This window comes from Thiofilum sp. (assembly GCF_016711335.1).
GTDB lineage: Bacteria > Pseudomonadota > Gammaproteobacteria > Thiotrichales > Thiotrichaceae > Thiofilum.
The window spans coordinates 2,201,336-2,225,486 of the sequence record NZ_JADJTF010000001.1 but is presented as its reverse complement, the minus strand read 5'-3'; the positions used below and the strand labels follow the sequence as shown (position 1 = coordinate 2,225,486).

Here is a 24,151-nt window from a genome sequence, read left to right as displayed (position 1 = left end):
TGGAATTTGCAGGCGCAGATTCATTTATAGGCAAACATGTTCGTCACTAATCCAACTAATATTTGCTCCTGTCTTAAAGCAAATATTGGCTAAAAATCAACCTAACTTAGCCTTAATGCTAGAGACTAAGTAGTGTTGAAGATGCACATGAAATTAAGACCATTAACAGTGAACAGAGGAGCTATTGAGCCTATAAAGCAAAGCTCTCAATAGAAGGTGATCTCTGTACACGACAATTCGCTTAACTCATTGAATCTTTTTCAAAAGAAAATCGCCTGAGTTTCATCCGTCCATCCTCGATCGCCATGAATTGTGGTGGACAAAGGAACAGAAGCAGCAGCCTAAGCCTATCCACTTTTTCCCGTACCCTTCCATTCAATAAATCGGTCAAGTAGTCCAAGCCGTAACGGAAGACACTTTGCTCTTTGCGTCCATGTTTTTTCGTCTTCAAAGGCTTGACGGCTTTTTCCTTCCATTCGCCGACTTTGTGCGCCCAACAGAAGCCAATGGCAAGCAACGCCATCATCTTTTTGATGCGAGGGGTTTGGTGAAGTGAGTGGCTTCCATGTGAAAACCACGCCCTTTCAAGCATTGGAACAGGTTTTCAATTTCCCAACGTAGCCGATAAGTGCCAATGGGATCAGCCGTGTAGTGGTTGCTGGCGATAATCAACAACTCACCACTGGGCAGCTTTGAGCCACTGAGCCAAACCCATTCCCCGCTAACGTCGCGACGGTGACGGAGAACGCGCCGTTTACCCGGCTTGAGGTTGGCAAACAGCGAGCGGACATGCGCCTCTTTTTTGTGTTTGTCGGTCATCAACTGATTACCCTTGATACGAATCAAGTAGGGAATCTCTTTGGAAGACAACCACTTCCACCATTGACCACCAATAAACTCACGGTCAGCCAACACACCCAAGATGTTGTTGCGCCCGAATTGGCTGATAAATCGTTGCAGCAGGGCAATACGTTCACGTTGGTTAGAATTACCGCGTTTGTTCAACACCATCCAGTAAACGGGGATAGCCGCACCTTGGTAAACAACCGCCAAAGTCAGGAGATTGAGGTTGGATTTGCCCCATTTCCAGTTGGTTCTGTCGAGTGTGAGGTAGTATTGTTGACCACTAAAGGCGAACATTCCCATAAGAAAATGGGCAATGTCATTGTAATTAAAGAACACTTGGCTAAAAAAGCGTTGCATCCGTCGATAGCGGGAACCAATGTCGGTGTCAGAATCTATGTGTACCGCCAACAACGCCAAATTCATTTGTCGCGCACTCAGCAAAGTATGCAGCATTCCCACAAAACAATCCAAACGGGGCTTGCCCCAACTCAAGTGGGCTTTTAAACTGTCACGTAGTCCATCGCTCAGATCCATTTTGCTCTCCTGTGTGGTAACTAGAGAGTAAAACATAGGAGCGGTGGACTTTCACCATCTCCATGACAAACATGCTAAATCAATAAGTTAGTGGTTTTGTCGTGTACAGAGGAAGGTGATGACAAACCTAAAGTAGTCTGATGATACTTCAAGTAGTTTAGGCTTGATTAATAATGTGACGTTTCGTGCAAATGAATTGCCCTTTCATCTAAAAAAGTGTGCTTATTTGTAAATCATTGTGCATTATTCTTAATCAATATACTGCAACATTGCCACTAATTAAATGTTTCAGTGTAAAAGCTGACTGTTTACAGCTTGGATGTATATCGGCCTCAACTAGGGTATAGGTGGGTTAAACCAACTCTACCTTTTAAATGGATTGCAATCACCTGCTCCTAAAAACAACTAGGTGCATTTTTACAACCCCTATTTTATTTGCACCAACAAAAACTAATTAAGGTATGCACAAATATGAATACATCTTCTCGCACTTTAGATGCCTCATTATCTGAAACTGTACGCCGTACATTACAGGACTATTTGGACAACTTAGGCGACCAAGAAGCTAGTAATGTCTATCGTTTGGTACTGGATGAAGTAGAGCGTCCTATGATGGAAGTTATGATGCGCTACACCCATGGCAATCAATCTAAAGCAGCCCAATGCATGGGCATTAACCGCGCTACATTGAGAACTAAATTAAAACGTCATAATTTACTCTAAGTAGCTCAGCTTGCCTATTAGGTAGTAGGCGTTACTAAGACGCCTACTCGACTCTTACTACTAATATTATAAAAAAATCTAATCTAGCTAAAATCACGTTATTTAATACTCTGTTTTATAGTTAAGCGTTGGGATCAACAGATAATGAGTACTAACCCTACTAAGCCCATACTACAGGGATTAATTGCATTAGTACTGAGTCTTAGTCTTGTTGCTTGTGAAACAAAGACGACTCAATCTCAAACTCCTTCAGCCCCTACCACAACAATCTCTGATTCTTCTGTTAGTCTGTCTGATTTAGACCGTGAACTACTCCCCTTGGTGAGCGAACTACAACTCACGGGTGATCCTAGTCAAGGTCGTACTTACCCACCCGCGCAAGACTCATTGGTTCAGCTTGGTAAACAATTGTTTTTTCAACCCTATAAAGCTCAGGGTGCTAGCTTTAGCTGTGCGCAATGCCATGATCCCCTCCAAGGTGGAACCCTACGCCAGCCTCTTGCTACTGGCTTAGCCCAAACAGATAACAGCAGGGAGGTAGTGCCAGACTATTTATTTCATCGTGGACGTAGTGTAGTACCTGCGCGTAATGCGCCTACTACCTTTAATATGAGCTTATGGGATGTGATGATGTTTCATGATGGACGGGTACAGGCTTTAAAACCTAATAAGGGCGCGAATGGCAGTACGGGCGGTATTAGTACACCCAACACCTCAGTTGCCGAACCTGATCCCCAAGCAGGGCGCAATTTGGTTCAAGCTGCCGCACAACTGACCCTATTACGCAGTTCACTGATACTACAAAAAGCGAGTTCAAATGAAGCATCTTTACCTAATCCTTATACCCTTAGCATTGATCAACACCTAGACCGTGAGCAGCAACGTTTTTCCCTAGACGCTAATCTGTGGCTGAGTCGTTTTAGGCAAGGCTTTAATACGCCCGACGGACTCCCCCTCACATTAGTCACACATGACAAAATTGCTGAGGCTTTAGCCGCATATATGCGCTCCCAAGTCTTTATTAATAACCCTTGGAAACACTATCTGGAAGGGGATCCTAACGCCATTAGCGAAACCGCTAAGCAAGGCGCTTTGCTATTTTTTCGTAATCCGCAACAAGGAGGCTTTGGCTGCGCCCGCTGTCATAGTGGCGACACGTTCACCGATGAAAACTTATATCGCACCTTGATACCCACCTTGCACCTCAAACACCCGCTACGTGCTTTGCCAGATGAGCTAGATTATGGGCGCTGGTTTATTACCCGTGAGGATAAAGACAAATTCTCATTCAGGACACCGAGCTTGCTCAATGTCACTGAAACAGGTCCTTGGGGACATAATGGCGCTTATGTGACTTTAAGCGCTATGGTACGCCATATGCTTGATCCGGTGGCTGAGGCGAGTCAATATGATGCTACGCAATTAACCGAGGCTGCTCTAGCAGCAGATCATTTAGTGCAAGGTATAAATACCATGCTATTCCAAGGCATTGATTTAACCAGCCAAAAATACTCGCAAAAAGAATTACAAGCCTTACTAGCCTTCTTACATACTTTGACAGACCCGTGTATTAAAGATCCGGTTTGCTTAAAGCCGTGGCTGCCTGATTGAATCCGCTTTAATCGACTGCTCGCACCTTCAGACCCCGTATTCAGCGCGATAGCTTTGAATCCGCTGCATTAATACAGGATCTTGGACATGCTGTTGGATGTAGTGACTGATATGCTCTAGATTCACAATGCTTGTTACTGGAATCTTAAAGCTTTGTTCCACCTCTTGTACCGCTGATAGTGCTCCGGTTCCACGCTCACGTCGATCTAATGCAATAGCGACTCCTGCCAATTGAGCTTGAGCTTGTTGCACAATTACGGCAGACTCCCGAATCGCCGTTCCTGCGGTCATAACATCATCAATCACTAATACGCGACCTTGCAGCGGTGCACCCACAATCGATCCCCCCTCGCCGTGCGTTTTAGCTTCTTTACGGTTAAAGGCATAGGGAATATCGCGCCCATGCTGTTCATATAAAGCAATAGCGGTGGCGGCGGCGAGTGGAATCCCCTTATAGGCAGGACCAAAGAGCATATCAAATTGAATCTGAGAGTCGATAATGGCCTGAGCATAAAAACGCCCTAGTTGACTGAGTGCTGCACCTGTCTGAAATAGGCCTGCATTAAAGAAATAGGGACTAATACGACCGGACTTGAGCGTAAATTCACCAAACTTCAGCACACCTTGTCCGAGGGCAAATTGGATAAAGGTTGTTTGGTAATCTTTCATAAAGCGCTCCTGTTGGCTCAAATGGGTTCAAATTCAATGGGGGGCATAGTTTGACATTGTGACCGCATGAAGAAAAGAGATAAGCGAGCATTCCATTGCCCTAACACCCTAGCTAAGACTAAGACAAGTTCAAAGTCTGCTCCCAAATCTGACAACCTTCAGGCAGATGATAATGTCGCCAGCTAAAGCCCTCAATGGCTCGTAACCCATCCTGATCCTGCGTAGACATCAGGCAGGCTTGCACCAATTGCTCCTTAGTCAATCCCCTGACCCCGCGTAAATCAGTGAGATGAATCAAGGCATAATTCAAACTCGCCCCCGTTAAATCCGCATCCTTTAATTGCGCCAGACTCAAATTGGCATAATCCAGTTTGGCATAGCGAAAATTAGAACCCGTCGCATTACTGCCACTAAAATTAGCCAAGCTTAAATTAGCGCCCTCAAAATTACGCTGCATCACATTAGTCTCAGCGCGATACACAGGAGCCTTAGGCTGAGTGGCTAAGGTCACTGGTTTTTCTACTGGAGCACTGGGTGTGGGCATCAGCAGCAAACCACTCAAAAAAGTTTCTAATAAGTCTGGCATAGTAACTCCTTATATTGTTATTAATGACTATGAACCCGCTCGCTTGAGATCAACTCACCCTTTGCGGATTCTGACTTTCAGATTAAGTTGTGCTTTAGAGTGTAGAATCTAGTAGAACGCTTTACCCAACATTCAAGCCCTGCCTTACTACCAATTATCGGGAAGCGCTAATTAAACTGCGCTAATAGCTGTCCTAGCTGTAATGCTTGATCCGCTTGACTGATCTTTGTCCAAGTGAGATTGGGATTAGCGAATAATAGAATAACGGTCGATCCCATATTAAAGCGCCCCATTTCCGCACCTTGCTCTAAGTGAACAGCATCAAAGGTTTGGGTTTGCACGCTAGGTTTAGTCGGTGGAGTAATCAAACCCGCCCAAACAGTTTCAATCGCCGCCACATTAATCGCCCCCACTAATACCATTGCCATTAAACCGTGATTGGTTTCAAAGAGCGCTACTACCCGTTCATTACGTGCAAATAAGCGCGGCACAGTGCGTACTGTGTGCCCCGCCACACTAAATAACCGTCCGGGAATATAGACTTGCTCGATTAATTGACCGCTCACAGGCATATGAATGCGGTGATAATCACGCGGCGAGAGGTAGATGGTCATAAACTGCCCATTCATAAACGGCTTAGCCCGCTCTGCATCACCGCCTAATAATTCTAATGCGGAATACTCATGCCCTTTAGCCTGAAAAATGCGTCCATTCTCGATCTTACCCACTTGACTGATACGCCCATCTACGGGGCTGACCAAGTGCTTTTCCCCACCTTGTATAGTCCTAACACCTGCTTTGAGACTGCGCGTAAAAAACTGATTAAAAGTTTGATAATCTTCGGGATTAGTATATTCAGCCTCAGCCAGATTCACTTTAAATATTTTAGCAAATAAACGAATCGCCGCAGGTACTACACGCGGACATTGAACACGCGTCAGGCGAAATACCATACGCGATACAGCATGATGCGGTAACACATATAAGGGCCAACTTTTTAGATAATCTAGCAGCATAATAGTACTCTTAAAGGCTTGCACTGAAAGGGCGTGATACTAAAGATTCTGAGAATTACGCTCAACCTTTATTCCGAATTGCGCGAATGTGCTATATGATCACGCTACCGAGCAAGATTCAGTATAATCCCTCGCTATAATAATCATCCCAGCACCCAGAAGCACAGAGTTGAACTAACCGGACGATTGTAATTACGCTCGCAAGGAGACTTAGTATGTCGAACGTTGAACAAGGCGAAATTAATGCCTTGGGCTTTTCCGCAGCCCGAGAACTGCAAAATAATTTTAAGCAGGTAGAAGAGTTAATGGCAGGTTTAGCCAAATCGTATGAAGGGATGAATTTAGATCCTTTTAATCTCAAAAAAGTCTATACAGACTGGTGGAATGCTTTAAGTGCCGACCCACAGAAAATTATTCAAGCCAATTTAGAGTTTTGGCAAAAATCGTTCATGTTGTCCCAACAAGCATTGCTATCAATGATGGGACAAAAAACCGAACCTGTGATTGCACCTGAGAAATCAGATCGTCGTTTCAGCCATGAAGATTGGATGGAAAAACCCGCCTTCGACATGATTAAACAATCCTATCTGCTCACAGCACAATGGATGCGTAATCTGGTGACTGATGTAGAAGGTTTGGATGACTCTACTGCTCAACGGGTTAAATTTTTTACTGAACGCATGTTGGATGCTCTTTCTCCTACTAACTTTGCACTGACTAATCCGGCTGTTTTAGAAAAAATCAAAGAAACTAAGGGTGCAAACTTAGTACACGGTCTGAAAAATATGTTGGAAGACCTTGAGGCGGGCAAAGGCGAATTACGTATTCGGATGACCGACACTAGCGCCTTTAAATTAGGTGAGAATGTCGCCGTCACTCCGGGTAAAGTGGTTTTCCAAAACCGCATGTTCCAATTAATCCAATATACACCCTCGACTGAAAAAGTAGTGAAGCGTCCTTTATTAGTGGTTCCGCCTTGGATTAATAAGTTCTATATCATGGACTTACAACCCAAAAACTCATTACTCAAATGGTTAGTGGATCAAGGTCATACCGTTTATGTGATGTCATGGGTTAACCCTGATGAGACTTATGCGAATACTGGTTTCGATGATTACGTCACCAATGGCGTAGTGAAAGCTTTAGATGCGATTGAATACGATACGGGTGAAACAGAAGTTAATGCGATTGGTTATTGTATTGGTGGAACACTGCTGACCTCGACTATTTCGTACCTCAAGGGTAAGAATGATCATCGTATTGCTAGCGCTACCTTCTTCACGACTATGCTGGATTTCTCTAATCCGGGAGAATTAGGACTATTCATTGACGAAGAGCAAATTCAAGGGCTTGAGTCTAAGATGAATGAAAAAGGTTTCCTCGAAGGCAGCAATATGGCCGGAACCTTTAATCTCATGCGGGCGAATGATCTGATTTGGTCATTCTATGTGAATAACTACCTACTGGGTAATGATCCGCGTCCCTTTGACTTATTATATTGGAACTCAGACTCTACCCGTATGCCTGCTAAGATGCACTCTTGGTACTTACGCAATCTCTATCTCAAAAATGATCTGTGTAAACCGAAAGCATTAAGCATTGATGGCGTACCCTTAGATATTAGTGCTATTGATATACCCGCTTGCTTCATCTCCACGATTGAAGATCATATTGCACCTTGGGTCTCTACCTATTCGGGTGCGCAATTATTTAGCGGTGATGTGACCTTTATTTTAGGGGGTTCCGGTCATATCGCGGGCATTATTAACCCACCGAATGCTAATAAATACGGCTATCGCGTCGGTGATAATTCGGCCCCCGATGCTAAAAGTTGGTTAGAGCAACATGAGGTCAAAGCAGGTTCATGGTGGCCAGAGTGGGATCGTTGGGTAAAAACCCTAGCGCCTGAAGAAGTGGCAGCGCGTCAACCCGGCGCGAATAAGCTCAAAGCGCTCGAAGATGCCCCCGGCACTTATGTCAAAGTACGGATGGGCGATCCAACACCTGTATTAGAATACACTCAATTAGAGGCTAAACCGGCAGCAAAAAAAGCTGCGCCTAAAGCCGAAAAACCAGCCCCTAAAGCTGAGAGTCAACCGGCTCCAATAGAAGATAAACCGGCGGCAAAAAAAGCCGCGCCTAAGGCTGAGGCTAAACCAGCCGCGAAAAAAGCACCCGCTAAAGCCGAAAAACCAGCCCCTAAAGCTGAGGCTAAACCGGCGGCAAAAAAAGCGCCCGCTAAAGCTCAGAAGCCTGCTCCCGCTCCACAAACAGAGATTAAACTGAATGAGGAGTCTACAGCACCGGTAGTGGCTGAACCTACTGAACCTAAAGCAGCACCGGTAGAGCCACCTATGCCAGCACCTACAGTGGTAGAAACAGCACCGGCTGCCGCTGCTGATCCTGCTCCAGCACCGGCTGAAGTGACTAACACAACAGCGGAAGTCACACCTAATACCAACACTACTCCAGAGCAAAATAGCTAAGTACTTGAGTGAAAGTTATCGGGTATTGCTGGAGCAGTCTTGGCGGCAGGGATGCCGCCTTGAAGCGTACAAGGATGTATTCACAGCGACTGCGGAAGGAATGCTCGATAACTTTTGAATGGCTACTTAAGCTTAGTATTGAGTTAGGTATTATTAGGGGGTCTCTTTACAGAGACCTCCTCACCGTTACAACACGGCTTACTAATCACAAGACTGCTTAATATCCGGTGTATTCCGCCATACAACGTACATGCTCAGTCACACTGCGACCTAAAGACGACAAATCGTAGCCCCCCTCTAAGCAAGACACTACGCGACTCTCGGCATAGCGTTGCGCAATACCGCACAGTGCCTTAGTGATCCACACGTAATCCGCTTCTACTAAATTAAAGTCACCCATATCATCTTCTAGGTGCGAGTCAAATCCTGCTGAAATTAAAATCAATTGAGGTTGAAATGCTTCTAAGGCAGGTAACCAACGTTCATAAACCGCTGAGCGCCATTGTGCCGACTTTGTACCTTTGGGCAGAGGTAAATTGATTACATTGGGAGCATCGGTATCAGCGCCTTTGTAAGGGTAATAAGGATGCTGGAATGAGGAGCAAAACAGAATACGTTGATCATCAATCACACAGGCTTCCGTACCATCACCGTGATGCACATCAAAATCAATAATGGCGACCCGCTCTAAGCCATGATGATCTAGTGCGTGTTTTGCAGCAATCGCAATATTATTGAAAATACAAAAGCCCGCAGAGTGATCAGGATAGGCATGATGTCCGGGCGGGCGAATCGCACAAAACGTATGCCGATGTTTACCACTCATCACTAAATCAACCGCTTGAACGGCCGCTCCTGCCGCATGACGAGCCGCACTCAAGGTGTGCTTATTCATGGCGGTATCACCGTCTAGGTTTACCAGCTCATCGCCCAAGGGCGCTAGTTTTCTTACCTGCTCTAAATAGTCTACATGATGTACACGTCTTAAGTGCTCCCACTCAGCCTCCTGTGCATCATAATGATGGCATACCCAATCCACCCCTGAGGCTATTAAGCGGTTGTTGATCGCCCCCAAACGTTCTGCTGACTCTGGATGCAAACTACTTCCATTGTCATGTAACTCACAACTGGGGTGGGTGATTAGCGCAATCGTCATAGTAATATACACTCCCACTAGAAAAATATGTTGCAATGCACAAAATAGGTTATAATGACAACCTTATATTTTGTTACTAAAAAAAATCTAGAGGTCTCCATCATGGGACACCATTACTTACATCAATTATTAGCTGCTCATACCATCGCGGTATTCGGCGCCAGCGAAGAACCACAATCGATTGGTTCTTTAGTGCTGTCTAATCTCATCAAAGCACAGTTTAAGGGCAAGATTCTTCCCATTAATGCAAAGTGCGAAAAAACCCAAGAATTAACCTGTTATCCCACTCTAGAGGCTGCTTTACAGCACAGTGGTTTACACGTTGAACTGGCGGTTATTACCAGTCCCGCTGATACCGTACCGAGTATTATTGAGCAATGTGGTGCACATGGTGTTAAGGGCGCTATTATCTTATCAGGTGGTTTTAGTGACACGCTTCAAGGCAAGCGCCTAGAACAAAACTTTATGGAAGCGGCTCACCATTACAATATGCACATTATTGGCCCCAATTGTCTAGGGGTGATACGTCCTAGTCGTGGCTTAAATGTCACCTATAGCCGTAATCAAGCACGCGCCGGTAATTTAGCGCTGGTTTCTCAATCAAGTGCTGTGTGTACTGCCATACTCGATTGGGCTGAACCACGCAATCTGGGCTTCTCTAATGTCATTACCTTAGGGGATGCAACCGATGTTGATTTTGGAGATGTACTGGATTATCTAGCACTCGATCCTTTAACAGATAGTATTTTGCTCTATATTGAAGGCATTCATCATGTGCGTGGCTTTATGAGTGGCTTACGGGCTGCCTCGCGCATGAAACCCGTAGTAGTACTCAAAGCAGGTCGCTATGAAGATGGTGCACGAGCTGCCACTTCGCATACCGGAGCCTTAGTAGGGAGAGATGATGCGTTTGATGCGGCACTGGATCGTGCGGGGGTAGTGCGGGTTAATACGATTACGCAATTATTTGCCGCCGCTGAAGTGCTCGCCTCCGGTATGCGCCTGCAACAAAATCGCCTTGCTATTGTGTCTAATGGCGGTGGTCCTGGTGTTATGGCAACCGACCGCGCCGTAGAATTAGGCATTCGTTTAGCTCCCATCGAAAACAGTCTAATGACCGCGCTGAATAAAGTGCTACCTAAGCAATGGTCGCATAATAACCCGATTGATATGCTAGGCGATGCTACTCCTGAGCGTTACGAAGCTGTATTAAAATTATGTCTTGCTAATGAACAGGTTGATGGTGTTTTGGCAATGCTAACCCCACAAGCTATGACTGATCCTGTGGGAGTGGCAGAAGCGTTAGTACGCCTAAAGGCTAATACTAAAAAACCTATTTTGGCGTGTTGGATGGGAAGTGCCTTAGTTAAAGCGGGTCGAGAAGTGTTATTTAATGCGGGTATTCCACACTTCCCTGCACCTGAATCGGCAATTGAAGCGTTTTCTTATCTCACGACCTACCGTGCAAACCAGAAAATGCTGCTACAAATGCCCTCCTCGATTGAAAGTAGTGAATATGGCGAACCTGATATTATCGGGGCGCGGCTCATCATTGAAAGCGTACTCGCCGAAGGACGCAAGGTGCTGTCTACTACTGAATCAAGAGCGATTCTAGCGGCGTTTCATATTCCCCGTTTGCCCACTATTTTGGCACGTAGTGCCCCTGAAGCTTTAGTAGTCGCCGAGTCTATTGGTTTTCCCGTAGCGATGAAAATCAGCTCACCCGATATTATTCATAAATCGGATGTACACGGGGTGCGCCTGAATATTTCTAGTGCTCAAGCGGTACGCAGTGTGTATCAAGATTTAATGGATAGCGTTAAAAAGCAACGCCCCGAAGCCCGTTTAGAAGGAGTGACGATTGAAAAAATGCACTCTAGTAAAACGGCGCGTGAACTGATGATTGGGGTGGCGCGTGATCCGGTGTTTGGGCCGGTCATTAGTTTTGGTACAGGCGGGACAGCGGTGGAAATCCATCGTGACCATGCAGTCGCTCTACCGCCATTAAATGACTATATTATTCGCAAAACCATTGGACGCACGCGTATTGCAAGGCTTCTGGGTGAATTCCGTCATATGCCAGCGATTAAATGTGAGGGTTTGATTGAGGTATTATTGCGCGTATCTGAAATGGTAAGCGAACTCCCTGAAATCATGGAAATGGACATCAATCCGCTGCTAGCGGATGAAAATGGCGTGATGGCAGTGGATGCGCGTTTTGTAGTGGGCTACCCTTCAGGGGCTGGACGGAAATATAGTCATATGGCCATTCATCCTTATCCAATTGATTTAGTGCGTAAACTTCAATTAGCTGATGGTACTGATATTGTCATTCGTCCCATTCGCCCCGAAGATGCGGAAATGGAACAAGAGTTTGTGCGTAATCTTTCGATGGAGTCGCGCTATATGCGCTTTATGCAAGCCCTGCGCGAGCTTACTCCTGAAATGCTGGTGCGCTTTACGCAAATTGATTATGACCGTGAAATGGCGTTTATTGCCCTAGCGCGGCAAAATGGTAAGGATGTTGAGGCGGGTGTAGCGCGTTATGCGATCAATCCCGATAAAATTAGCTGTGAATTTGCGCTTGTGCTGGCGGATGATTGGCAAGGTCGGGGTTTAGGCGGCTTACTCATGCGCTCGTTGATGGAGTCAGCACGTAATAAAGGTTGCACTATGATTATGGGCGAAGTATTGGCGGATAATGGCAATATGATTCGCTTGATGACGCGCTTAGGGTTTGAAAAATCGCGTGTCGAGGAAGGTGTGGTCACCGTGACTAAACGTTTAACCGATGATGCGTTTTAAAGGAGGCTCGATTGCCTGATTACTCAAATATTATTATGACTATTGCTGATGCTTTAGCGGATCAAGGCTATTGTATTCTCGATCAGGTATTGAGTGATGAGGTCAATTTAGCGTTATTGGCGCACTATAAAAGTCTCGACCAAGCCCAATTTAAATTAGCGGGTATTGGTCGAGCGTCTCAGCATCAACAGAATCAGCAAATTCGTTCGGATCATATTATTTGGCAAGAGCAGGATAATCCTATTCTGGCTCCTTATTTTGACTGGGTGGAGCAATTACGGTTAGGGTTGAATCGTTATCTGTATTTGGGTTTGTTTGATTATGAGTGTCATTATGCTTATTACCCTGCTGGGGCTTTTTATCGTAAGCATATTGATGCGTTTAAAGCGCAACGTAATCGGATGGTGACTACGATTTTATATTTAAATCCTGATTGGATGCCTGATGCGGGGGGTGAGCTGATTATGTATCAGCCGGATAATAGCGGTGTTTTAGTTCGGGTGGAGCCGGTATTTGGGCGCGTGGTGGTTTTTTTGAGTGAGCAGTTTCCGCATGAAGTCGCAACGACTCAGCAAGAGCGCTATAGTTTAACGGGCTGGTATCGGGTTAATCAGGGGTGAGCTGTTAAAGCTGAACTCTGTATAGCATTTGTGATTAGGCGGAATGGCTACCCTGTTTGGTAGGCTCCGCAATTTAATTTATTTATATATCTATCAATGTTCATAAGTTCCTACTTTAAAAGAGAAACCACCTCATCAGCCTTGGCAAACGGTTGTAATTTCGCGTCTAGATGTCGTATAGTGTCTGTACATATATTAAGCATTTTTTAAAGAGTGGAGGGGTTTTCTATCCCAATCCCAGACTATACAGACTCTCGCCAACAGAAAAATATAGATTCGTTTTCCCAGACTATACAGAGTCTGGAATAAGATGTTATACCGAGATTCCGTATAATAAACTGTTAGACTTAACAACCATCAGCTAAAGCTGAAGGGTTCGCTGAAAGGACTAAAGTCCGGATACGGGTCGAATAGACCCGTCTAGCCTTCTGTCTTAAAGTTATCCTCTAACCTCGGTTCAAAGTGATGCTCTAAATACGCCTTAATCATCTCAGCACTCAATTCCCCTGAAGTCGCACAAAAATAACCCCGCGCCCAAAAATGCTGTCCCCAATACCGCTTTCTTAAATCCGGGTAGCTTTCAAAGATTTTTGCCGCACTTCGACCCTTAATTCGGCGCATGATCTCGCTCGGTGCTAGCTCCGGTGGCACCGATAACAACAAATGCACATGATCCTTGCTCACCACCCCTTCACTATTTCTATCTCAAAGGCTTGACAGGTTTGACGGATCAACTCCCGTATCTTTAACCCCACATCCCCTTTCAGTACCGGATAGCGGTATTTCGTCACAAATACAAAGTGATACTCAATCCGGTAGACGGTGTGGCTTCCATACCGATACTCCATCTCTCACGACCTCATGCCAACCTTCATCCAGCTAGTATCGCAGATAAATCTGACCGTCTAAAGACGGTGGTTTTAACCTTGAAGACGGACTAATAAATACATCCACGAGCATAAAGGAATATACTTGAAAACTGAGTTTTTGATATTAATACCTGATGATGAAGCTTTTTGCATAAGCAAAAAATCTTTTATTGACTTTCTAAAGGTTGATGCTCTAATTTCCATTTCGGGTCAAAAAATATCTTTTAAAAAATCACAAAAATCAAGAGATATAGTCTCTGCAAAATTTCGGGTAGAGACAGACAAGGTGAAATCTCAAAAAGAACGATATTTTCTTCTAGCGTTAGAGTGTGATGATCATACTAAAGTTGATGAATTTTCTGAGCTTTGTGATAGATTAAAATTAATTTCAGAACGTATTTCTCCAGGTGCTACTGCTGTTAATACTCTTTGGGATGGTGTGGGGCGGTTATATGCTGAAAAAGCATACCCGATCATCAATGAAGTAGAAAACTTAATGAGGCGATTAATAGCCAAATTCATGTTGATCACAGTTGGAATGAATTGGTCAAAAGACGCAATAAACCCTGAACTATTCAAGAAAATTGAAAACTTCCAAGATGAAGAGCCTTACTTGAATGATCTATATAAGCTTGACTTTATTCATTTGAGTCAAGTTTTATTTGAGAAAAAAAGAGATATTTCCCTCGAAGAAATAGATAGAATTTTAATAAAAACAAAATTCACCGAAGAAGATAAAGAAAAAATCCTTAAATATGTGCCGCGCTCAAATTGGGAGAAACACTTCTCATCCTTAATCGAAGAAAAAGATAAAAGTCTTGAGAAAAAATGGGAAATGCTGTACAAACTAAGAAACAAAGTAGCTCACAATCGTAATGTGAAAAAGTCCGAATTTGAAAAAATTAAAGGACTTTCAAATGACATTAAAGAAATTATCAATAAAGCCACCTCAAAGCTAGGTGAAATCGATTTAAATGAAGAAGATAGAGAGCTGATAATTTACTCCTATCACTCCGAGTCTCCTAGCGCAATTGGGTTCTTATCAGAAAAAGCCGTAGCTGAATATTACGTCAAATCTGGCTATGAAATATTCTCAATGCCAAGCACAAGATATGACAGAGGGTTTGATTTCATTGTATCAAAAGACTCAAAAAATATAGGTATTGAAATAAAGTCAATTCATCCAAGAAACATCTACAGCATGATTCGAATGATTATTGATAGACAACTAAAGCATTGGACATATTTGCCAGAATATGAAAGCTTATCTAAAATACATTTGGTCTGTGTAATTCGTGATAATGATTTCGAGTACCTAATATCTAAAGTTTATAAACAAATTGAGGATTTATCGCCAGCATTAGGTGAAAAGCTTGAAATTCACTTGGGAAGGCTAGATGAATACGATACATATATTCCTATTCAAAAACAAATTCTAACAAGCATATCGACGACGGGCGCGGTGACAGCCCGCGATTCTTAACTACTTACTCCCCGCCGCGCCCGTCATATTTGACGTAAGCACATAAACAGGAAACTATTTGCTCCGATACTGTGGATTCTCTTACCCTTAAACTTTGACACACGGACACATAACTATGACCACTATTAATCGCAAATTTCGCCTACTTGAAGAATTGGAATACGGTCAAAAAGGTCTTGGAGACCCGTCTATAAGCTTTGGCTTAGCTAATCAGAACGATATGAGCTTAAGTGACTGGGATGCAACTATTCTTGGACCTTATAAAACAAATTTTGAGAACCGTATATACAATTTAACTTTACATTGCGATGAGAATTACCCGACAAAACCTCCTACAGTTCAATTTATTACTAAGATCAATATACCCTCTGTTGATCAAAATACTGGTGTGGTGAATCCATCTGTATTTTCCGTACTACATAACTGGAAAGACACCTCTACTATCGAAAGTATTTTAGTAGGATTGAAGAATGAAATGATCTCCAATCGTGTCAATCACCAGCCTCCCGAAGGCTCTGAATTTTAGCTAGGTAAGCCCGATAAGACGTGCTAAGGAACGAGGGGCTTTACGTGCACGCGCCATAGCATAGAATATATTCATCTAACCCACTGAGACTAGGAGAACAAAATGACTGACAGCATTGCAAGACTTCGCCCTGACTGCGTGACGATGTTCAACGAATTTAAAAACGTAGAAAAACCAAAATATGATTTTCTGATCATGAGGTTGGATGGACTCAACATCGTGCCTGATCTATGTCCTAACTTTGGTTATTCAGCTACAACCCCTAAATACAGCCAGCGGCAGCATCCTGCCTATGATTACATGGTTGATCATTTGATCGAGAAAGGTTCTGGATATGCATTTTATATCCTCCCCATTGACACACCTAATGGTCCTAGTAAGAAGATTATTTTTTTCACTTATGTAGATGACAATGGTCCAGCAAAAACTAAAATGACCATAACCTCTAATAAATCAGTCGTGGAAAAAGGTTGCCCTGATTTTTCGTTAAAGATTACTGCGAACTCTCTTGAGGATCTTACCTATAAAAGCTGCTTAGACGCGGTTGCGCACGCGAAAAGTATTTGAAAGCCGCTTTAAAATCGAGACATAGATTGGGGTTAGCAATAAACCCCAACTGTACTAGCTCCATTCATCAACCTCATTCAAACCCAATTTCCTCATAAATCTCCGCCAAACTCACCTCCACCTCTGGGCAAGGTAGCCTCACTACCTGACTCAGCTCCGTAAACGTATCCACCCACCATTCACCGTCTGCATCACGATAAAAGTAGCTCACATATGGTTTATCTTGTGACACTACTAAATAGCCTTTCACCGAAGCAATCGACTGATAAGCAAGCAATTTCTCATTATAATCTTTCCACTCAGTCGCTTTAGAAGTCACTTCTACCAATAAACAAGGTTGCTCCAAATAGTAATCATCTTGATCATCCATAGCACAGCCAACGACCACATCAGGATAATAAAAACTCTTACGCTTACCGGAACAGCCGTAAAGCTCCTTCCTTCAGGTGAGGGATATAAGGCTATCGGCGAAGCCGATGAAATGCAGTGCCATAGGCAAGACACAGTGTTGTTTTGATAGTATAATCAATCACATGAAACCCACTACCCACCTCAAAACCCTCAAAGTACGTATCAAGGATAAGCACGCGCCTATTCTTGAGCGCATGGCGTTTGAGGTGAATCAAGTCTGGAACGCGGCTAACGAAATCACCGCCCTTTATTCCTACGTCCCTGTTCCTGAAGTGGGCTGGATACGCAACACCTTTTCCGCCTTTGACCTGCAAAAGCAGTTAAAAGGCATGAAAGCGGAACGGGGCTTCATCATTCACTCCACCACTACTCAAGAAGTTATCGCAGCTCACCATAAAGCGCGTCGCCAATTCAAAACGGATAAATTGCGTTGGAGAATCTCTAGTGGTTCTAAACGTTCATTAGGCTGGATACCCTTTAAAGCGGGGGCAGCCAAGTGGAAAACGGGACAAGTCTATTTTGCAGGTCACTACTTCAAAGTATGGGATAGCTACGGACTGTCTCAATACGAGTTTCGTTCAGGTAGCTTTTCCCAAGATGCGAGAGGTCGTTGGTATTTCAATATCGTGGTAGAAATCCCAATCCTCTGCATGGATACCACCGCTAAAGGGCAAGTGGGTATTGATCTAGGTCTGAAAGATACGGCTACCTGTAGCAATGGCTTAAAGCTGGAATCTAAGCAGTTCTATCGTGAGCTAGAGTCAAAACTAGGCATGGCCCAACGCGCTAAGCAGAAGAAGCGGGTTAAAGCCATTCACGCTAAGATCAAGAACCGTCGCTTAGATACTATCCACAAATTCACTACCCAAGTCGTTAAAGATAACGGCTTAATCATCATTGGCAATGTGAGTAGTTCCGCCCTAGCCAAAACCAAGATGGCTAAATCGGTCTTGGATGCAGGGTGGCATATGCTCAAGACACAACTGAAATACAAAGCGAGTGCGCGGTCAGGGGTGTTTATCGAAGTCAATGAATCGTACACTACCCAAACTTGTTCGTGTTGCGGAAGCATTTCCGCCAACAGTCCGAAAGGTAGAGCAGGTTTGCGAATCAGAGAATGGTCATGCCCTGAGTGTGGGGCGCTGCACGACAGAGATGTCAATGCCGCCAAGAACCTTCTCGCGCTCGGACATGAGCGTCTGGCAGCAGGAATCCTCGTCCTTTAGGGCGGGGAGGATGTCAACGATGCGAACTTTGACATCAGAAGCATTCACCTTACAAGGAGAGCCGCGTGCAGCACCGTGTAGTAAACTAACCATATTCACTGCAATATCATTATGCCGTTTGCTACTCCCCGCCATTGCAAACACTTGCCCATCGACATATTCATGCCGCTCTTTCGCAAGCTTCTCACCCTCAAGGTAATCCTGTTCGGAAATATACCCAGACACTGGTATAACTGCTGGCATAACATCACCTTATAAAAACCTATCCCTTGATCATAGGAGCCTAAATTAGGACACGCAAGAACCTCACACAAGAATCTCGGCATTGAATCAAGGCTTAAAATTAAAAACTAGAGGCTATGCTGATAAATACCGTGCCCTCCAACAACCTATTTACTTAATTGCAGTAGAATTTAGTAATAACACTTCGGACAGTTTACGCGGCGATAGCACCATAATTACATAGGTCTGCGAAGGCTGGGCTGGATTTTATGGCGCTGAAGTCGAGTTTTAAGTGGCGAGAAAAGCGTTCGAGCAGATGGGCATTGAAGTGGCGGATCTTCCCACTGGCAACGGAGAGGACACTGCGCCCGTTGCCCCCGGCATCCCAGTTCTGCTGGCGATCTTCCAGCCGGAGCAGGTTAAGTGCCGTCAGTGAGGTATTGAAGTGGAAATCCAGCTTTTCTTTGCGGGTCGTTTGGCAGTCACACAGCCCGGTGTGTTGCTTGGCATCCCGGAACAAAAATTCTATCTGGAAACGCGCTTGGTAGTAACGCAGGATGTCTAATGCAGGGCAATCCGTGTCGGTACTGAACAGCAGTGCGCTAGCGGTCTTGCCGTTTGCTTCGCGCACCAGATAGACGATGCGCACTATCTGTTTGAACGTCGGGCTGTTAACAGTAGCGGTGTAAACACGCTGCCCGTCCAGCTCTCCGACCCGTTCAAAACGTGATAAGTCGTCAAAACTGACTTTGCCGCTGTACTGGCGGTGACGACCCTTGGGTTTTTGTGCGCCCGTGTACAGCCACCGTAAGTCGGCGTCCTGACGTAACTTGCTGATCAAATGCAAGTTGAGTTCCCTGATGCCACTGACAAACTTAGTTTTGGCATAAAAGCTATCCGCGACGAGATAACGGATGCCACACCCCAGCAGGACTGTGATGGCGTGTTGAAGCTGTCCAAGGTAGCTATCCATCCGCGTGGGGAGCGGCGCACCAACGAAGGGTGGGTGTTTCACCTTGGTTTTGTCTTTGGTGTTGGCGGGTTGGCTTTGACCCTTGCGGGTTGAGCGCGGCAACGTAGGCGTTTGGCGGGCGGATAAGGTGTAGTACTGTGTTGTGGGTCACGTCCACCAGCGCTAACAAGGATAATTCTTGTCCGCGTTGCGCCTGCCCCTGTGAGCCGTTCCAAAACCAGTCTAAGTATAACTCTTGCGCCCGCTTTTAGGCACGAAACTGGCATCAATAGCCGCAATACGTTCCCCCTTGCCATGCAGGACATCCTGTAAGATCAGCAGGTTGAACGCTAGAAAATCAAAGGAACGTGAAAACCAGCGTGAAAAAGTCTTTTCATGGCAGTCACTGTAACGTCCAAGGTTGCGGAAGTTGACACGGCTGGGCAGGTACATCAGCGCATTGAACAAGGTCAGCAAAAACTGGCGCTGCGGTTTCGCCACACTGGACATTTGGCTCAGAATCGTTTCTATTGTGGACATGGAAGCTTCTGGGGTGAGGGGTTGTTATCGTGGTTGACGACATCTTCCCACACTGGAGGCTTCCAGCCTATTTTTCAATCATGCCCAAACTGTCCGAAGTATTGTTAGTAAAGTATCACGTAATATTGCAGGTTTTGCCGTAGAGCAAGCCTAACTCCTCACTTTAAGGATCATTTATGGAACAACGCTTAGAGCGCTTAGAAATGCTATTTATGGAGCAAGAGCAAACCTTAGACAGTTTGAGTGAGCAAGTGTATGTGCAACAAAAAGAAATTGCGCAATTACGCTTAGAATTGCATCACCTTAAAGAGCGCCTCAAAGGGTTGAATACCTCTATTATTGCTAGCCCTGCCGAAGAAACCCCACCGCCTCACTATTAGACTACTCACCTATGCGTTACCAACTCGTGCAAACGGCTGAGCGCCTAGAACTACACGATACCCAAGACCCACAGATGGGCGCGGTGTATGTCGACTTTATCGGCGGTAAAGCCCAACATCGGCTGCAATTTGGTGGCGGTAAAGGGCAAGATATTGCCAAGGCGATAGGGCTGAATAAGTATGCTCATCCTTATGTAGTCGATGCCACAGCAGGTTTAGGGCGTGAATCGTTTGTCTTAGCCAGTTTAGGCTGTAAGGTATTGATGCTAGAGCGCAATCCGACGGTATATGCCCTATTAGAAGATGGCTTAAAACGAGCGCAAGCCTGTACGGATGAGCCTCTGCAAACCATTATCGAACGCATGAGTTTAGAGCGTAACTCTGCGCAGTCTTGGCTAAGCACACTCACACCTGATCATTACCCTGATGTGATTTATCTTGATCCGATGTTCCCAGAGCGCCAAAAATCGGCATTAGTGCAAAAAGAAATGCGCTTTTTTCATACCGTAGTCGGGAATGATGAAGATGATGCGGAATTAGTCGACCTAGCGCGGCACAAAGTACATAAGCGCGTGGTGGTCAAACGCCCCCACAAAGCGCCTTGGCTTGGTGATAATAAACCTGCTTTTGTGATTGGTGCAAAGGCAGCCATTCGCTTTGATGTGTATTTGCCCTATCCTTCTAACACTTGACGTATGACTACTGTTCTTCCCAAGCGCCTAAGGTAATCTTGCCTTCTTTAAAGTAATGCGGTGGTACGGTCAAAACAGGGAGGCGCAAGGTTGCATTTAAGGGGCGACCTGCTAGGTCATAAGTGGCTTGAGTACAAGTGTCGCGCAATAATGCTTGTTGAGTAGTCACTAAGGTAATAGGACAACCTACACCTGAACCTTTATTGATATACACAAAATAGTCGGGATGACGCGCACGAGTTTGAGGATTAAGGTTAGGCTCTGTGTCCTTATCGGTAGCAAGCTTGAGGCTAGCTTTCATAGTATCGGTCAAATGTAATACGCCTACTTCCTGTTGCCCCCAGCGTATTAATTGCACCTTGCCCGAATGTACGTTTAGCGGCACGGTAAATTTTTGCTCTAATACTAGGCTCGCATGTTGAGTCTCAGGCTCTGGGGTACTCATAACACTACGCACTAGAACACCTATTAGAACGACAATACCGAGCATTACCATACTTTTAATCAGAACCCGATATAATTGACGTTTAGCTGCTGAATCCATCTTGCTCTTACCTTGGAATGTTTTTGATGTCTGTACAAAATACTCGCTCAATTTGGTTAGCACTGGCTAGTTTATTGGGCTTACTAGCGGTAGTCTTAGGTGCGTTTGGTGCACATAGCTTAGAAAAAATACTGGATCCTGCCTTGCTCAAGCGCTATCACACTGGGGTAGAATACCAGTTTTATCATAGCCTTGCTTTATTAGGGGTAGGACTGTGGTTTAAAATAGCTCCTAGTAAACTACTGAGCTATGCGGGTTTGCTGTTTACGCTAGGAATTATTTTATTTTCAGGTAGTCTATATGTGTATGCTCTCAGTGGTATTAAGACCTTTGGTATGATCACTCCCTTGGGTGGAATAGCTTTTATCGCTGGGTGGGCGTTGATGTTGTATACTGCTTGGACAACCTAACCTAGGTGGGATCAGCTCAGGTAAACGTTAAAACCCCCGCTTTTATCTGAGGTAACTCGCTCTTAGACGCTCGGCTGCGATTAAATAAGATTATTCTAGAGACAGTTCTACTAATCTCTATTTCCTTTAACTACTGGCGTTGCTGTTGATATGCCCTATCAAGCTTTTAAATTTTTCAGTCGCAATAGTCGTGGACGCGATTTCGTCGTGGGGGATATTCACGGCTACTTTTCGGCTTTGGAAAATTTATTGCAACGCGTACATTTTAACCCCGCAGTAGATCGAGTTTTTTCAGTCGGCGATATGATTGATCGTGGCCCCGAATCGCATCGAGTCATTGAGTTTCTGAACTATCCTTGGTTTCATGCTGTGATGGGCAATCATGAACGCATGCTTCTAGATTCAGCTCACAATATGGCGGTGAAACAAAACTGGATTGAATACAATGGTGGCGCTTGGTGGCATGAGATCCCCTCCCCCTTAAAACCGCGTCTGCGGCGCATCCTTGGCAATCTACCTATTGCGTTTGAAATTGATACGGAGTTAGGGCGCGTCGGCATTGTGCATGCTGATATTCCCCAAAGCTTTAATTGGCGACAATTTATTAATAATCTAAGTACTGATGAAGCGGTGGTGGAATACGCACTGTGGTCAAGACAACGCTTTAAGCAATTACAATTGATGGGGCGCACTATGCCCATTAGTCAAATTGATTTAGTGATTTTTGGTCACACCCCTGTCACCCGTGTGGTACACCAAGCTAATGTATATTACATCGATACGGGAGCCTGCTATCCACAAGAACCTGACTTAGGGCACTTAACCTTATTGGAGTTAGGGCGTGGTATTAAAGCTTATAGTTTAGGTATTAAAGTACAGGATAGAACCGCTCATGCTAAACAAGCGGCTCTTAGCTATTAACTAGCATCTACCTTGTACCTTGAGGACTTAGTGGGCAGTGCTACTAGCACGAACTGTTGAATTTATCACACGCGGCGGGAACATAGTGGCAATACGATTAGCAATAGTATCCTGACGTTGTGACACTTGACGCACTTCTGGACGACTCACAAAATTAGCGAGCGTTAAGTCATCTAAAAATTTATAGAGTTGATCACTTAAATCCGCCCAGAGCTGATGAGTGAGGCATTTCTCACCTCCATGACAACCAGGGCCCCCTTGGCAACGAGTCGCATCAATCTTTTCATCGACCGCATCAATAATTTGCGCAATGGTAATTTGATTAGCAGGGCGACCCAAACGATAGCCTCCGCCCGGACCACGTACCCCTTCTACTAATCCCTCTTTACGTAACCGAGCAAATAACTGCTCTAGATACGATAAGGAAATACCTTGACAATTAGAAATATCCGCAAGCGTCACTGGCCCTTTATGATCATGTAGTGCCAAATCAAGCATGGCAGTGACAGCATACCGACCTTTTGTGGAAAGTTTCATGGCGCATTCCTAAAATGAATCCTTAGCTTTATTAGCAAGGACTTGTGGGTTTTTATTGAGGAATCATTGTAATATTAACCTAGTAATTTAATCAACAATAATACTCACTAGACTAGGTTAAAATCACACTGAACTTTACGGCCACTCTCGCAGTGCTGGCCTCAGCTAATACATCGTCTTAGGGATTTCCTTTCGCTCATCCATAAGCACCTAGGTTTCTCCTTATACCGCTTGATTTTAATTTACCCAGCTTCAAACACAAGCTACTTCACATCAACCTTAGCCCTACTACTATAGATTAACATAATGCTTAAATAGACGGCAAAACCAGTGAAGCATTCTTAGAGGGTAGCGCAAATTGGTACTGATAGCGACGTAAATGTCGTATCCATTTATATAAAAATCGATTAGTGCGCCAACGACATAATAGCATACTATCTGCCGCACCGCGTAAAAATGACCGCGCTTTTAACCCACAAGTTTGCCCTAGCACCTCGACTTGTCGTGCATCATGATAAACCCGCAGTTGTAGATCATAAGCACGCTTACCCTCATGCTCCGAATTAAAACAATAGGTTAAAATCAAAGTAGTGGTATGCTTGGAACGTTCAGTAATGGTTAAAGCTACCGGAACGTGTCCCTTGACTTCAGCCACTGCATATTCGGGTAAAGCATCAAAGTCGCCCAAGAGCAAACGGAGCTGAATATAGTTCAACTCATACATTTCCATTAATGCACCAAATGACTGCGGTACGGGCGGGAAAAGGGATTTACTTTGTTCTTTAACTAGCATAATTTCTTCATTTATGTGACTGAGTA

General features: G+C 44.6%; 25 protein-coding genes and 2 pseudogenes. 13 read left to right on the top strand and 14 right to left on the bottom strand.

Annotated elements, in window-relative coordinates; all coding sequences use genetic code 11:
- Nucleotides 1–241: 241 nt before the first annotated feature.
- Both IPL34_RS10610 and IPL34_RS10605 read right to left on the bottom strand, forming a co-directional pair.
- Nucleotides 242–526 (bottom strand): hypothetical protein, encoded by a 285-nt coding sequence (locus IPL34_RS10610; protein ID WP_296835791.1) that lies wholly within the window; start codon nt 524–526, stop codon nt 242–244.
- Entirely contained in the window at nt 523–1,380 is an 858-nt protein-coding gene (locus IPL34_RS10605) for an IS4 family transposase (RefSeq protein WP_296837415.1), read from the bottom strand. The genes IPL34_RS10610 and IPL34_RS10605 overlap by 4 nt, the downstream gene beginning before the upstream one ends.
- A 471-nt stretch (nt 1,381–1,851) precedes the next feature.
- Here IPL34_RS10605 and IPL34_RS10600 point away from each other — a divergent pair, with 471 nt between their 5' ends.
- Entirely contained in the window at nt 1,852–2,103 is a 252-nt protein-coding gene (locus IPL34_RS10600; RefSeq protein ID WP_296841424.1) for a helix-turn-helix domain-containing protein, read from the top strand.
- Between the two features lie 144 nt (nt 2,104–2,247).
- Nucleotides 2,248–3,714 carry a cytochrome c peroxidase gene (locus IPL34_RS10595; RefSeq protein ID WP_296841423.1) on the top strand — a complete coding sequence of 489 codons (1,467 nt, stop codon included), beginning with the start codon at nt 2,248–2,250 and terminating at the stop codon, nt 3,712–3,714.
- 27 nt (nt 3,715–3,741) lie between these two features.
- Here IPL34_RS10595 and pyrE read toward each other — a convergent pair whose 3' ends face one another.
- The 3 genes from pyrE to asd all read right to left on the bottom strand — a co-directional run bounded on the left by pyrE (nt 3,742) and on the right by asd (nt 5,985).
- Complete coding sequence (gene pyrE, locus IPL34_RS10590) at nt 3,742–4,383, bottom strand: orotate phosphoribosyltransferase (protein ID WP_296841422.1); 642 nt, start codon at nt 4,381–4,383, stop codon at nt 3,742–3,744.
- 118 nt (nt 4,384–4,501) lie between these two features.
- Nucleotides 4,502–4,969: a pentapeptide repeat-containing protein gene (locus tag IPL34_RS10585; protein ID WP_296841421.1), complete on the bottom strand. Its 468-nt coding sequence runs from the start codon at nt 4,967–4,969 to the stop codon at nt 4,502–4,504.
- A gap of 167 nt (nt 4,970–5,136) precedes the next feature.
- On the bottom strand, nt 5,137–5,985 hold the full coding sequence (gene asd / locus IPL34_RS10580) for an archaetidylserine decarboxylase (protein WP_296841420.1): 849 nt from the start codon (nt 5,983–5,985) through the stop codon (nt 5,137–5,139).
- A 215-nt stretch (nt 5,986–6,200) separates the two neighbouring features.
- Here asd and phaC point away from each other — a divergent pair, with 215 nt between their 5' ends.
- Nucleotides 6,201–8,471, top strand: a complete 2,271-nt coding sequence (gene phaC, locus IPL34_RS10575) for a class I poly(R)-hydroxyalkanoic acid synthase (RefSeq protein WP_296841419.1) — start codon at nt 6,201–6,203, stop codon at nt 8,469–8,471.
- Between the two features lie 217 nt (nt 8,472–8,688).
- Here phaC and IPL34_RS10570 read toward each other — a convergent pair whose 3' ends face one another.
- A complete protein-coding gene (locus IPL34_RS10570; protein ID WP_296841418.1) occupies nt 8,689–9,627 on the bottom strand; it encodes a histone deacetylase family protein in 939 nt (312 codons plus the stop codon).
- Nucleotides 9,628–9,681: 54 nt separating this feature from the next.
- Here IPL34_RS10570 and IPL34_RS10565 point away from each other — a divergent pair, with 54 nt between their 5' ends.
- Both IPL34_RS10565 and IPL34_RS10560 read left to right on the top strand, forming a co-directional pair.
- Nucleotides 9,682–12,432 (top strand): bifunctional acetate--CoA ligase family protein/GNAT family N-acetyltransferase, encoded by a 2,751-nt coding sequence (locus tag IPL34_RS10565; protein ID WP_296841417.1) that lies wholly within the window; start codon nt 9,682–9,684, stop codon nt 12,430–12,432.
- Between the two features lie 11 nt (nt 12,433–12,443).
- On the top strand, nt 12,444–13,052 hold the full coding sequence (locus IPL34_RS10560; protein ID WP_296841416.1) for a 2OG-Fe(II) oxygenase: 609 nt from the start codon (nt 12,444–12,446) through the stop codon (nt 13,050–13,052).
- A gap of 420 nt (nt 13,053–13,472) precedes the next feature.
- Here IPL34_RS10560 and tnpA read toward each other — a convergent pair.
- Nucleotides 13,473–13,900, bottom strand: a pseudogene (gene tnpA / locus IPL34_RS10555) (IS200/IS605 family transposase).
- Nucleotides 13,901–14,024: 124 nt separating this feature from the next.
- Here tnpA and IPL34_RS10550 point away from each other — a divergent pair.
- The 3 genes from IPL34_RS10550 (at nt 14,025) to IPL34_RS10540 (ending at nt 16,497) form a co-directional block, all read left to right on the top strand.
- The gene (locus IPL34_RS10550) at nt 14,025–15,404 is read left to right on the top strand and encodes a HEPN domain-containing protein (protein WP_296841415.1); all 1,380 of its coding nucleotides are present in this window, start codon (nt 14,025–14,027) and stop codon (nt 15,402–15,404) included.
- 115 nt (nt 15,405–15,519) lie between these two features.
- The gene (locus IPL34_RS10545; RefSeq protein WP_296841414.1) at nt 15,520–15,930 is read left to right on the top strand and encodes a ubiquitin-conjugating enzyme E2; all 411 of its coding nucleotides are present in this window, start codon (nt 15,520–15,522) and stop codon (nt 15,928–15,930) included.
- Between the two features lie 102 nt (nt 15,931–16,032).
- Nucleotides 16,033–16,497: a hypothetical protein gene (locus IPL34_RS10540; RefSeq protein ID WP_296841413.1), complete on the top strand. Its 465-nt coding sequence runs from the start codon at nt 16,033–16,035 to the stop codon at nt 16,495–16,497.
- 73 nt (nt 16,498–16,570) lie between these two features.
- On the opposite strand, the pseudogene IPL34_RS10535 reads toward IPL34_RS10540, so the two are convergent.
- Nucleotides 16,571–16,897 (bottom strand): annotated as a pseudogene (locus IPL34_RS10535) (Uma2 family endonuclease); the annotation flags it as partial.
- A gap of 133 nt (nt 16,898–17,030) precedes the next feature.
- On the opposite strand from IPL34_RS10535, the gene IPL34_RS10530 reads away from it, so the two are divergent.
- Nucleotides 17,031–18,134, top strand: coding sequence for a transposase (locus IPL34_RS10530; protein WP_296841412.1), 1,104 nt, complete (start codon nt 17,031–17,033; stop codon nt 18,132–18,134).
- On the opposite strand, the gene IPL34_RS10525 is transcribed toward IPL34_RS10530, so the two are convergent.
- The 3 genes from IPL34_RS10525 to IPL34_RS10515 form a co-directional block, all read right to left on the bottom strand.
- Nucleotides 18,030–18,377: a Uma2 family endonuclease gene (locus tag IPL34_RS10525; protein ID WP_296841411.1), complete on the bottom strand. Its 348-nt coding sequence runs from the start codon at nt 18,375–18,377 to the stop codon at nt 18,030–18,032. The two genes, IPL34_RS10530 and IPL34_RS10525, sit on opposite strands and share 105 nt — an antisense overlap.
- Before the next feature lie 193 nt (nt 18,378–18,570).
- Nucleotides 18,571–19,371, bottom strand: a complete 801-nt coding sequence (locus IPL34_RS10520) for a transposase (RefSeq protein ID WP_296841410.1) — start codon at nt 19,369–19,371, stop codon at nt 18,571–18,573.
- 180 nt (nt 19,372–19,551) lie between these two features.
- Nucleotides 19,552–19,848: a hypothetical protein gene (locus IPL34_RS10515; protein WP_296836435.1), complete on the bottom strand. Its 297-nt coding sequence runs from the start codon at nt 19,846–19,848 to the stop codon at nt 19,552–19,554.
- A 176-nt stretch (nt 19,849–20,024) separates the two neighbouring features.
- Here IPL34_RS10515 and IPL34_RS10510 point away from each other — a divergent pair, with 176 nt between their 5' ends.
- Both IPL34_RS10510 and IPL34_RS10505 read left to right on the top strand, forming a co-directional pair.
- The gene (locus IPL34_RS10510; RefSeq protein WP_296841409.1) at nt 20,025–20,228 is read left to right on the top strand and encodes a SlyX family protein; all 204 of its coding nucleotides are present in this window, start codon (nt 20,025–20,027) and stop codon (nt 20,226–20,228) included.
- 11 nt (nt 20,229–20,239) lie between these two features.
- Complete coding sequence (locus IPL34_RS10505) at nt 20,240–20,920, top strand: class I SAM-dependent methyltransferase (protein WP_296841408.1); 681 nt, start codon at nt 20,240–20,242, stop codon at nt 20,918–20,920.
- A 7-nt stretch (nt 20,921–20,927) separates the two neighbouring features.
- Here IPL34_RS10505 and IPL34_RS10500 read toward each other — a convergent pair whose 3' ends face one another.
- Nucleotides 20,928–21,464 carry a hypothetical protein gene (locus IPL34_RS10500; protein ID WP_296841407.1) on the bottom strand — a complete coding sequence of 179 codons (537 nt, stop codon included), beginning with the start codon at nt 21,462–21,464 and terminating at the stop codon, nt 20,928–20,930.
- 26 nt (nt 21,465–21,490) lie between these two features.
- Here IPL34_RS10500 and IPL34_RS10495 point away from each other — a divergent pair, with 26 nt between their 5' ends.
- Nucleotides 21,491–21,874, top strand: a complete 384-nt coding sequence (locus IPL34_RS10495) for a DUF423 domain-containing protein (protein WP_296841406.1) — start codon at nt 21,491–21,493, stop codon at nt 21,872–21,874.
- 150 nt (nt 21,875–22,024) lie between these two features.
- Nucleotides 22,025–22,795: a metallophosphoesterase gene (locus IPL34_RS10490; protein WP_296841405.1), complete on the top strand. Its 771-nt coding sequence runs from the start codon at nt 22,025–22,027 to the stop codon at nt 22,793–22,795.
- A 27-nt stretch (nt 22,796–22,822) separates the two neighbouring features.
- Here the strand turns inward: IPL34_RS10490 and IPL34_RS10485 are convergent, their stop codons facing one another.
- The gene (locus tag IPL34_RS10485; protein ID WP_296841404.1) at nt 22,823–23,332 is read right to left on the bottom strand and encodes a Fe-S cluster assembly transcription factor; all 510 of its coding nucleotides are present in this window, start codon (nt 23,330–23,332) and stop codon (nt 22,823–22,825) included.
- A 310-nt stretch (nt 23,333–23,642) separates the two neighbouring features.
- Nucleotides 23,643–24,125: a DUF1249 domain-containing protein gene (locus tag IPL34_RS10480; RefSeq protein ID WP_296841403.1), complete on the bottom strand. Its 483-nt coding sequence runs from the start codon at nt 24,123–24,125 to the stop codon at nt 23,643–23,645.
- Nucleotides 24,126–24,151 lie beyond the last annotated feature (26 nt).

Excerpts from the sequence above, each read along its gene's own strand:
- IPL34_RS10610 (WP_296835791.1), bottom strand. The coding sequence starts at position 526 with ATGATGGCGTTGCTTGCCATTGGCTTCTGTTGGGCGCACAAAGTCGGC.
- IPL34_RS10605 (WP_296837415.1), bottom strand. The coding sequence starts at position 1,380 with ATGGATCTGAGCGATGGACTACGTGACAGTTTAAAAGCCCACTTGAGT.
- IPL34_RS10600 (WP_296841424.1), top strand. The coding sequence starts at position 1,852 with ATGAATACATCTTCTCGCACTTTAGATGCCTCATTATCTGAAACTGTA.
- IPL34_RS10595 (WP_296841423.1), top strand. The coding sequence starts at position 2,248 with ATGAGTACTAACCCTACTAAGCCCATACTACAGGGATTAATTGCATTA.
- pyrE (WP_296841422.1), bottom strand. The coding sequence starts at position 4,383 with ATGAAAGATTACCAAACAACCTTTATCCAATTTGCCCTCGGACAAGGT.
- IPL34_RS10585 (WP_296841421.1), bottom strand. The coding sequence starts at position 4,969 with ATGCCAGACTTATTAGAAACTTTTTTGAGTGGTTTGCTGCTGATGCCC.
- asd (WP_296841420.1), bottom strand. The coding sequence starts at position 5,985 with ATGCTGCTAGATTATCTAAAAAGTTGGCCCTTATATGTGTTACCGCAT.
- phaC (WP_296841419.1), top strand. The coding sequence starts at position 6,201 with ATGTCGAACGTTGAACAAGGCGAAATTAATGCCTTGGGCTTTTCCGCA.
- IPL34_RS10570 (WP_296841418.1), bottom strand. The coding sequence starts at position 9,627 with ATGACGATTGCGCTAATCACCCACCCCAGTTGTGAGTTACATGACAAT.
- IPL34_RS10565 (WP_296841417.1), top strand. The coding sequence starts at position 9,682 with ATGACAACCTTATATTTTGTTACTAAAAAAAATCTAGAGGTCTCCATC.
- IPL34_RS10545 (WP_296841414.1), top strand. The coding sequence starts at position 15,520 with ATGACCACTATTAATCGCAAATTTCGCCTACTTGAAGAATTGGAATAC.
- IPL34_RS10540 (WP_296841413.1), top strand. The coding sequence starts at position 16,033 with ATGACTGACAGCATTGCAAGACTTCGCCCTGACTGCGTGACGATGTTC.
- IPL34_RS10530 (WP_296841412.1), top strand. The coding sequence starts at position 17,031 with ATGAAACCCACTACCCACCTCAAAACCCTCAAAGTACGTATCAAGGAT.
- IPL34_RS10525 (WP_296841411.1), bottom strand. The coding sequence starts at position 18,377 with ATGCCAGCAGTTATACCAGTGTCTGGGTATATTTCCGAACAGGATTAC.
- IPL34_RS10515 (WP_296836435.1), bottom strand. The coding sequence starts at position 19,848 with ATGTCCACAATAGAAACGATTCTGAGCCAAATGTCCAGTGTGGCGAAA.
- IPL34_RS10510 (WP_296841409.1), top strand. The coding sequence starts at position 20,025 with ATGGAACAACGCTTAGAGCGCTTAGAAATGCTATTTATGGAGCAAGAG.
- IPL34_RS10505 (WP_296841408.1), top strand. The coding sequence starts at position 20,240 with ATGCGTTACCAACTCGTGCAAACGGCTGAGCGCCTAGAACTACACGAT.
- IPL34_RS10500 (WP_296841407.1), bottom strand. The coding sequence starts at position 21,464 with ATGGATTCAGCAGCTAAACGTCAATTATATCGGGTTCTGATTAAAAGT.
- IPL34_RS10495 (WP_296841406.1), top strand. The coding sequence starts at position 21,491 with ATGTCTGTACAAAATACTCGCTCAATTTGGTTAGCACTGGCTAGTTTA.
- IPL34_RS10490 (WP_296841405.1), top strand. The coding sequence starts at position 22,025 with ATGCCCTATCAAGCTTTTAAATTTTTCAGTCGCAATAGTCGTGGACGC.
- IPL34_RS10485 (WP_296841404.1), bottom strand. The coding sequence starts at position 23,332 with ATGAAACTTTCCACAAAAGGTCGGTATGCTGTCACTGCCATGCTTGAT.
- IPL34_RS10480 (WP_296841403.1), bottom strand. The coding sequence starts at position 24,125 with ATGCTAGTTAAAGAACAAAGTAAATCCCTTTTCCCGCCCGTACCGCAG.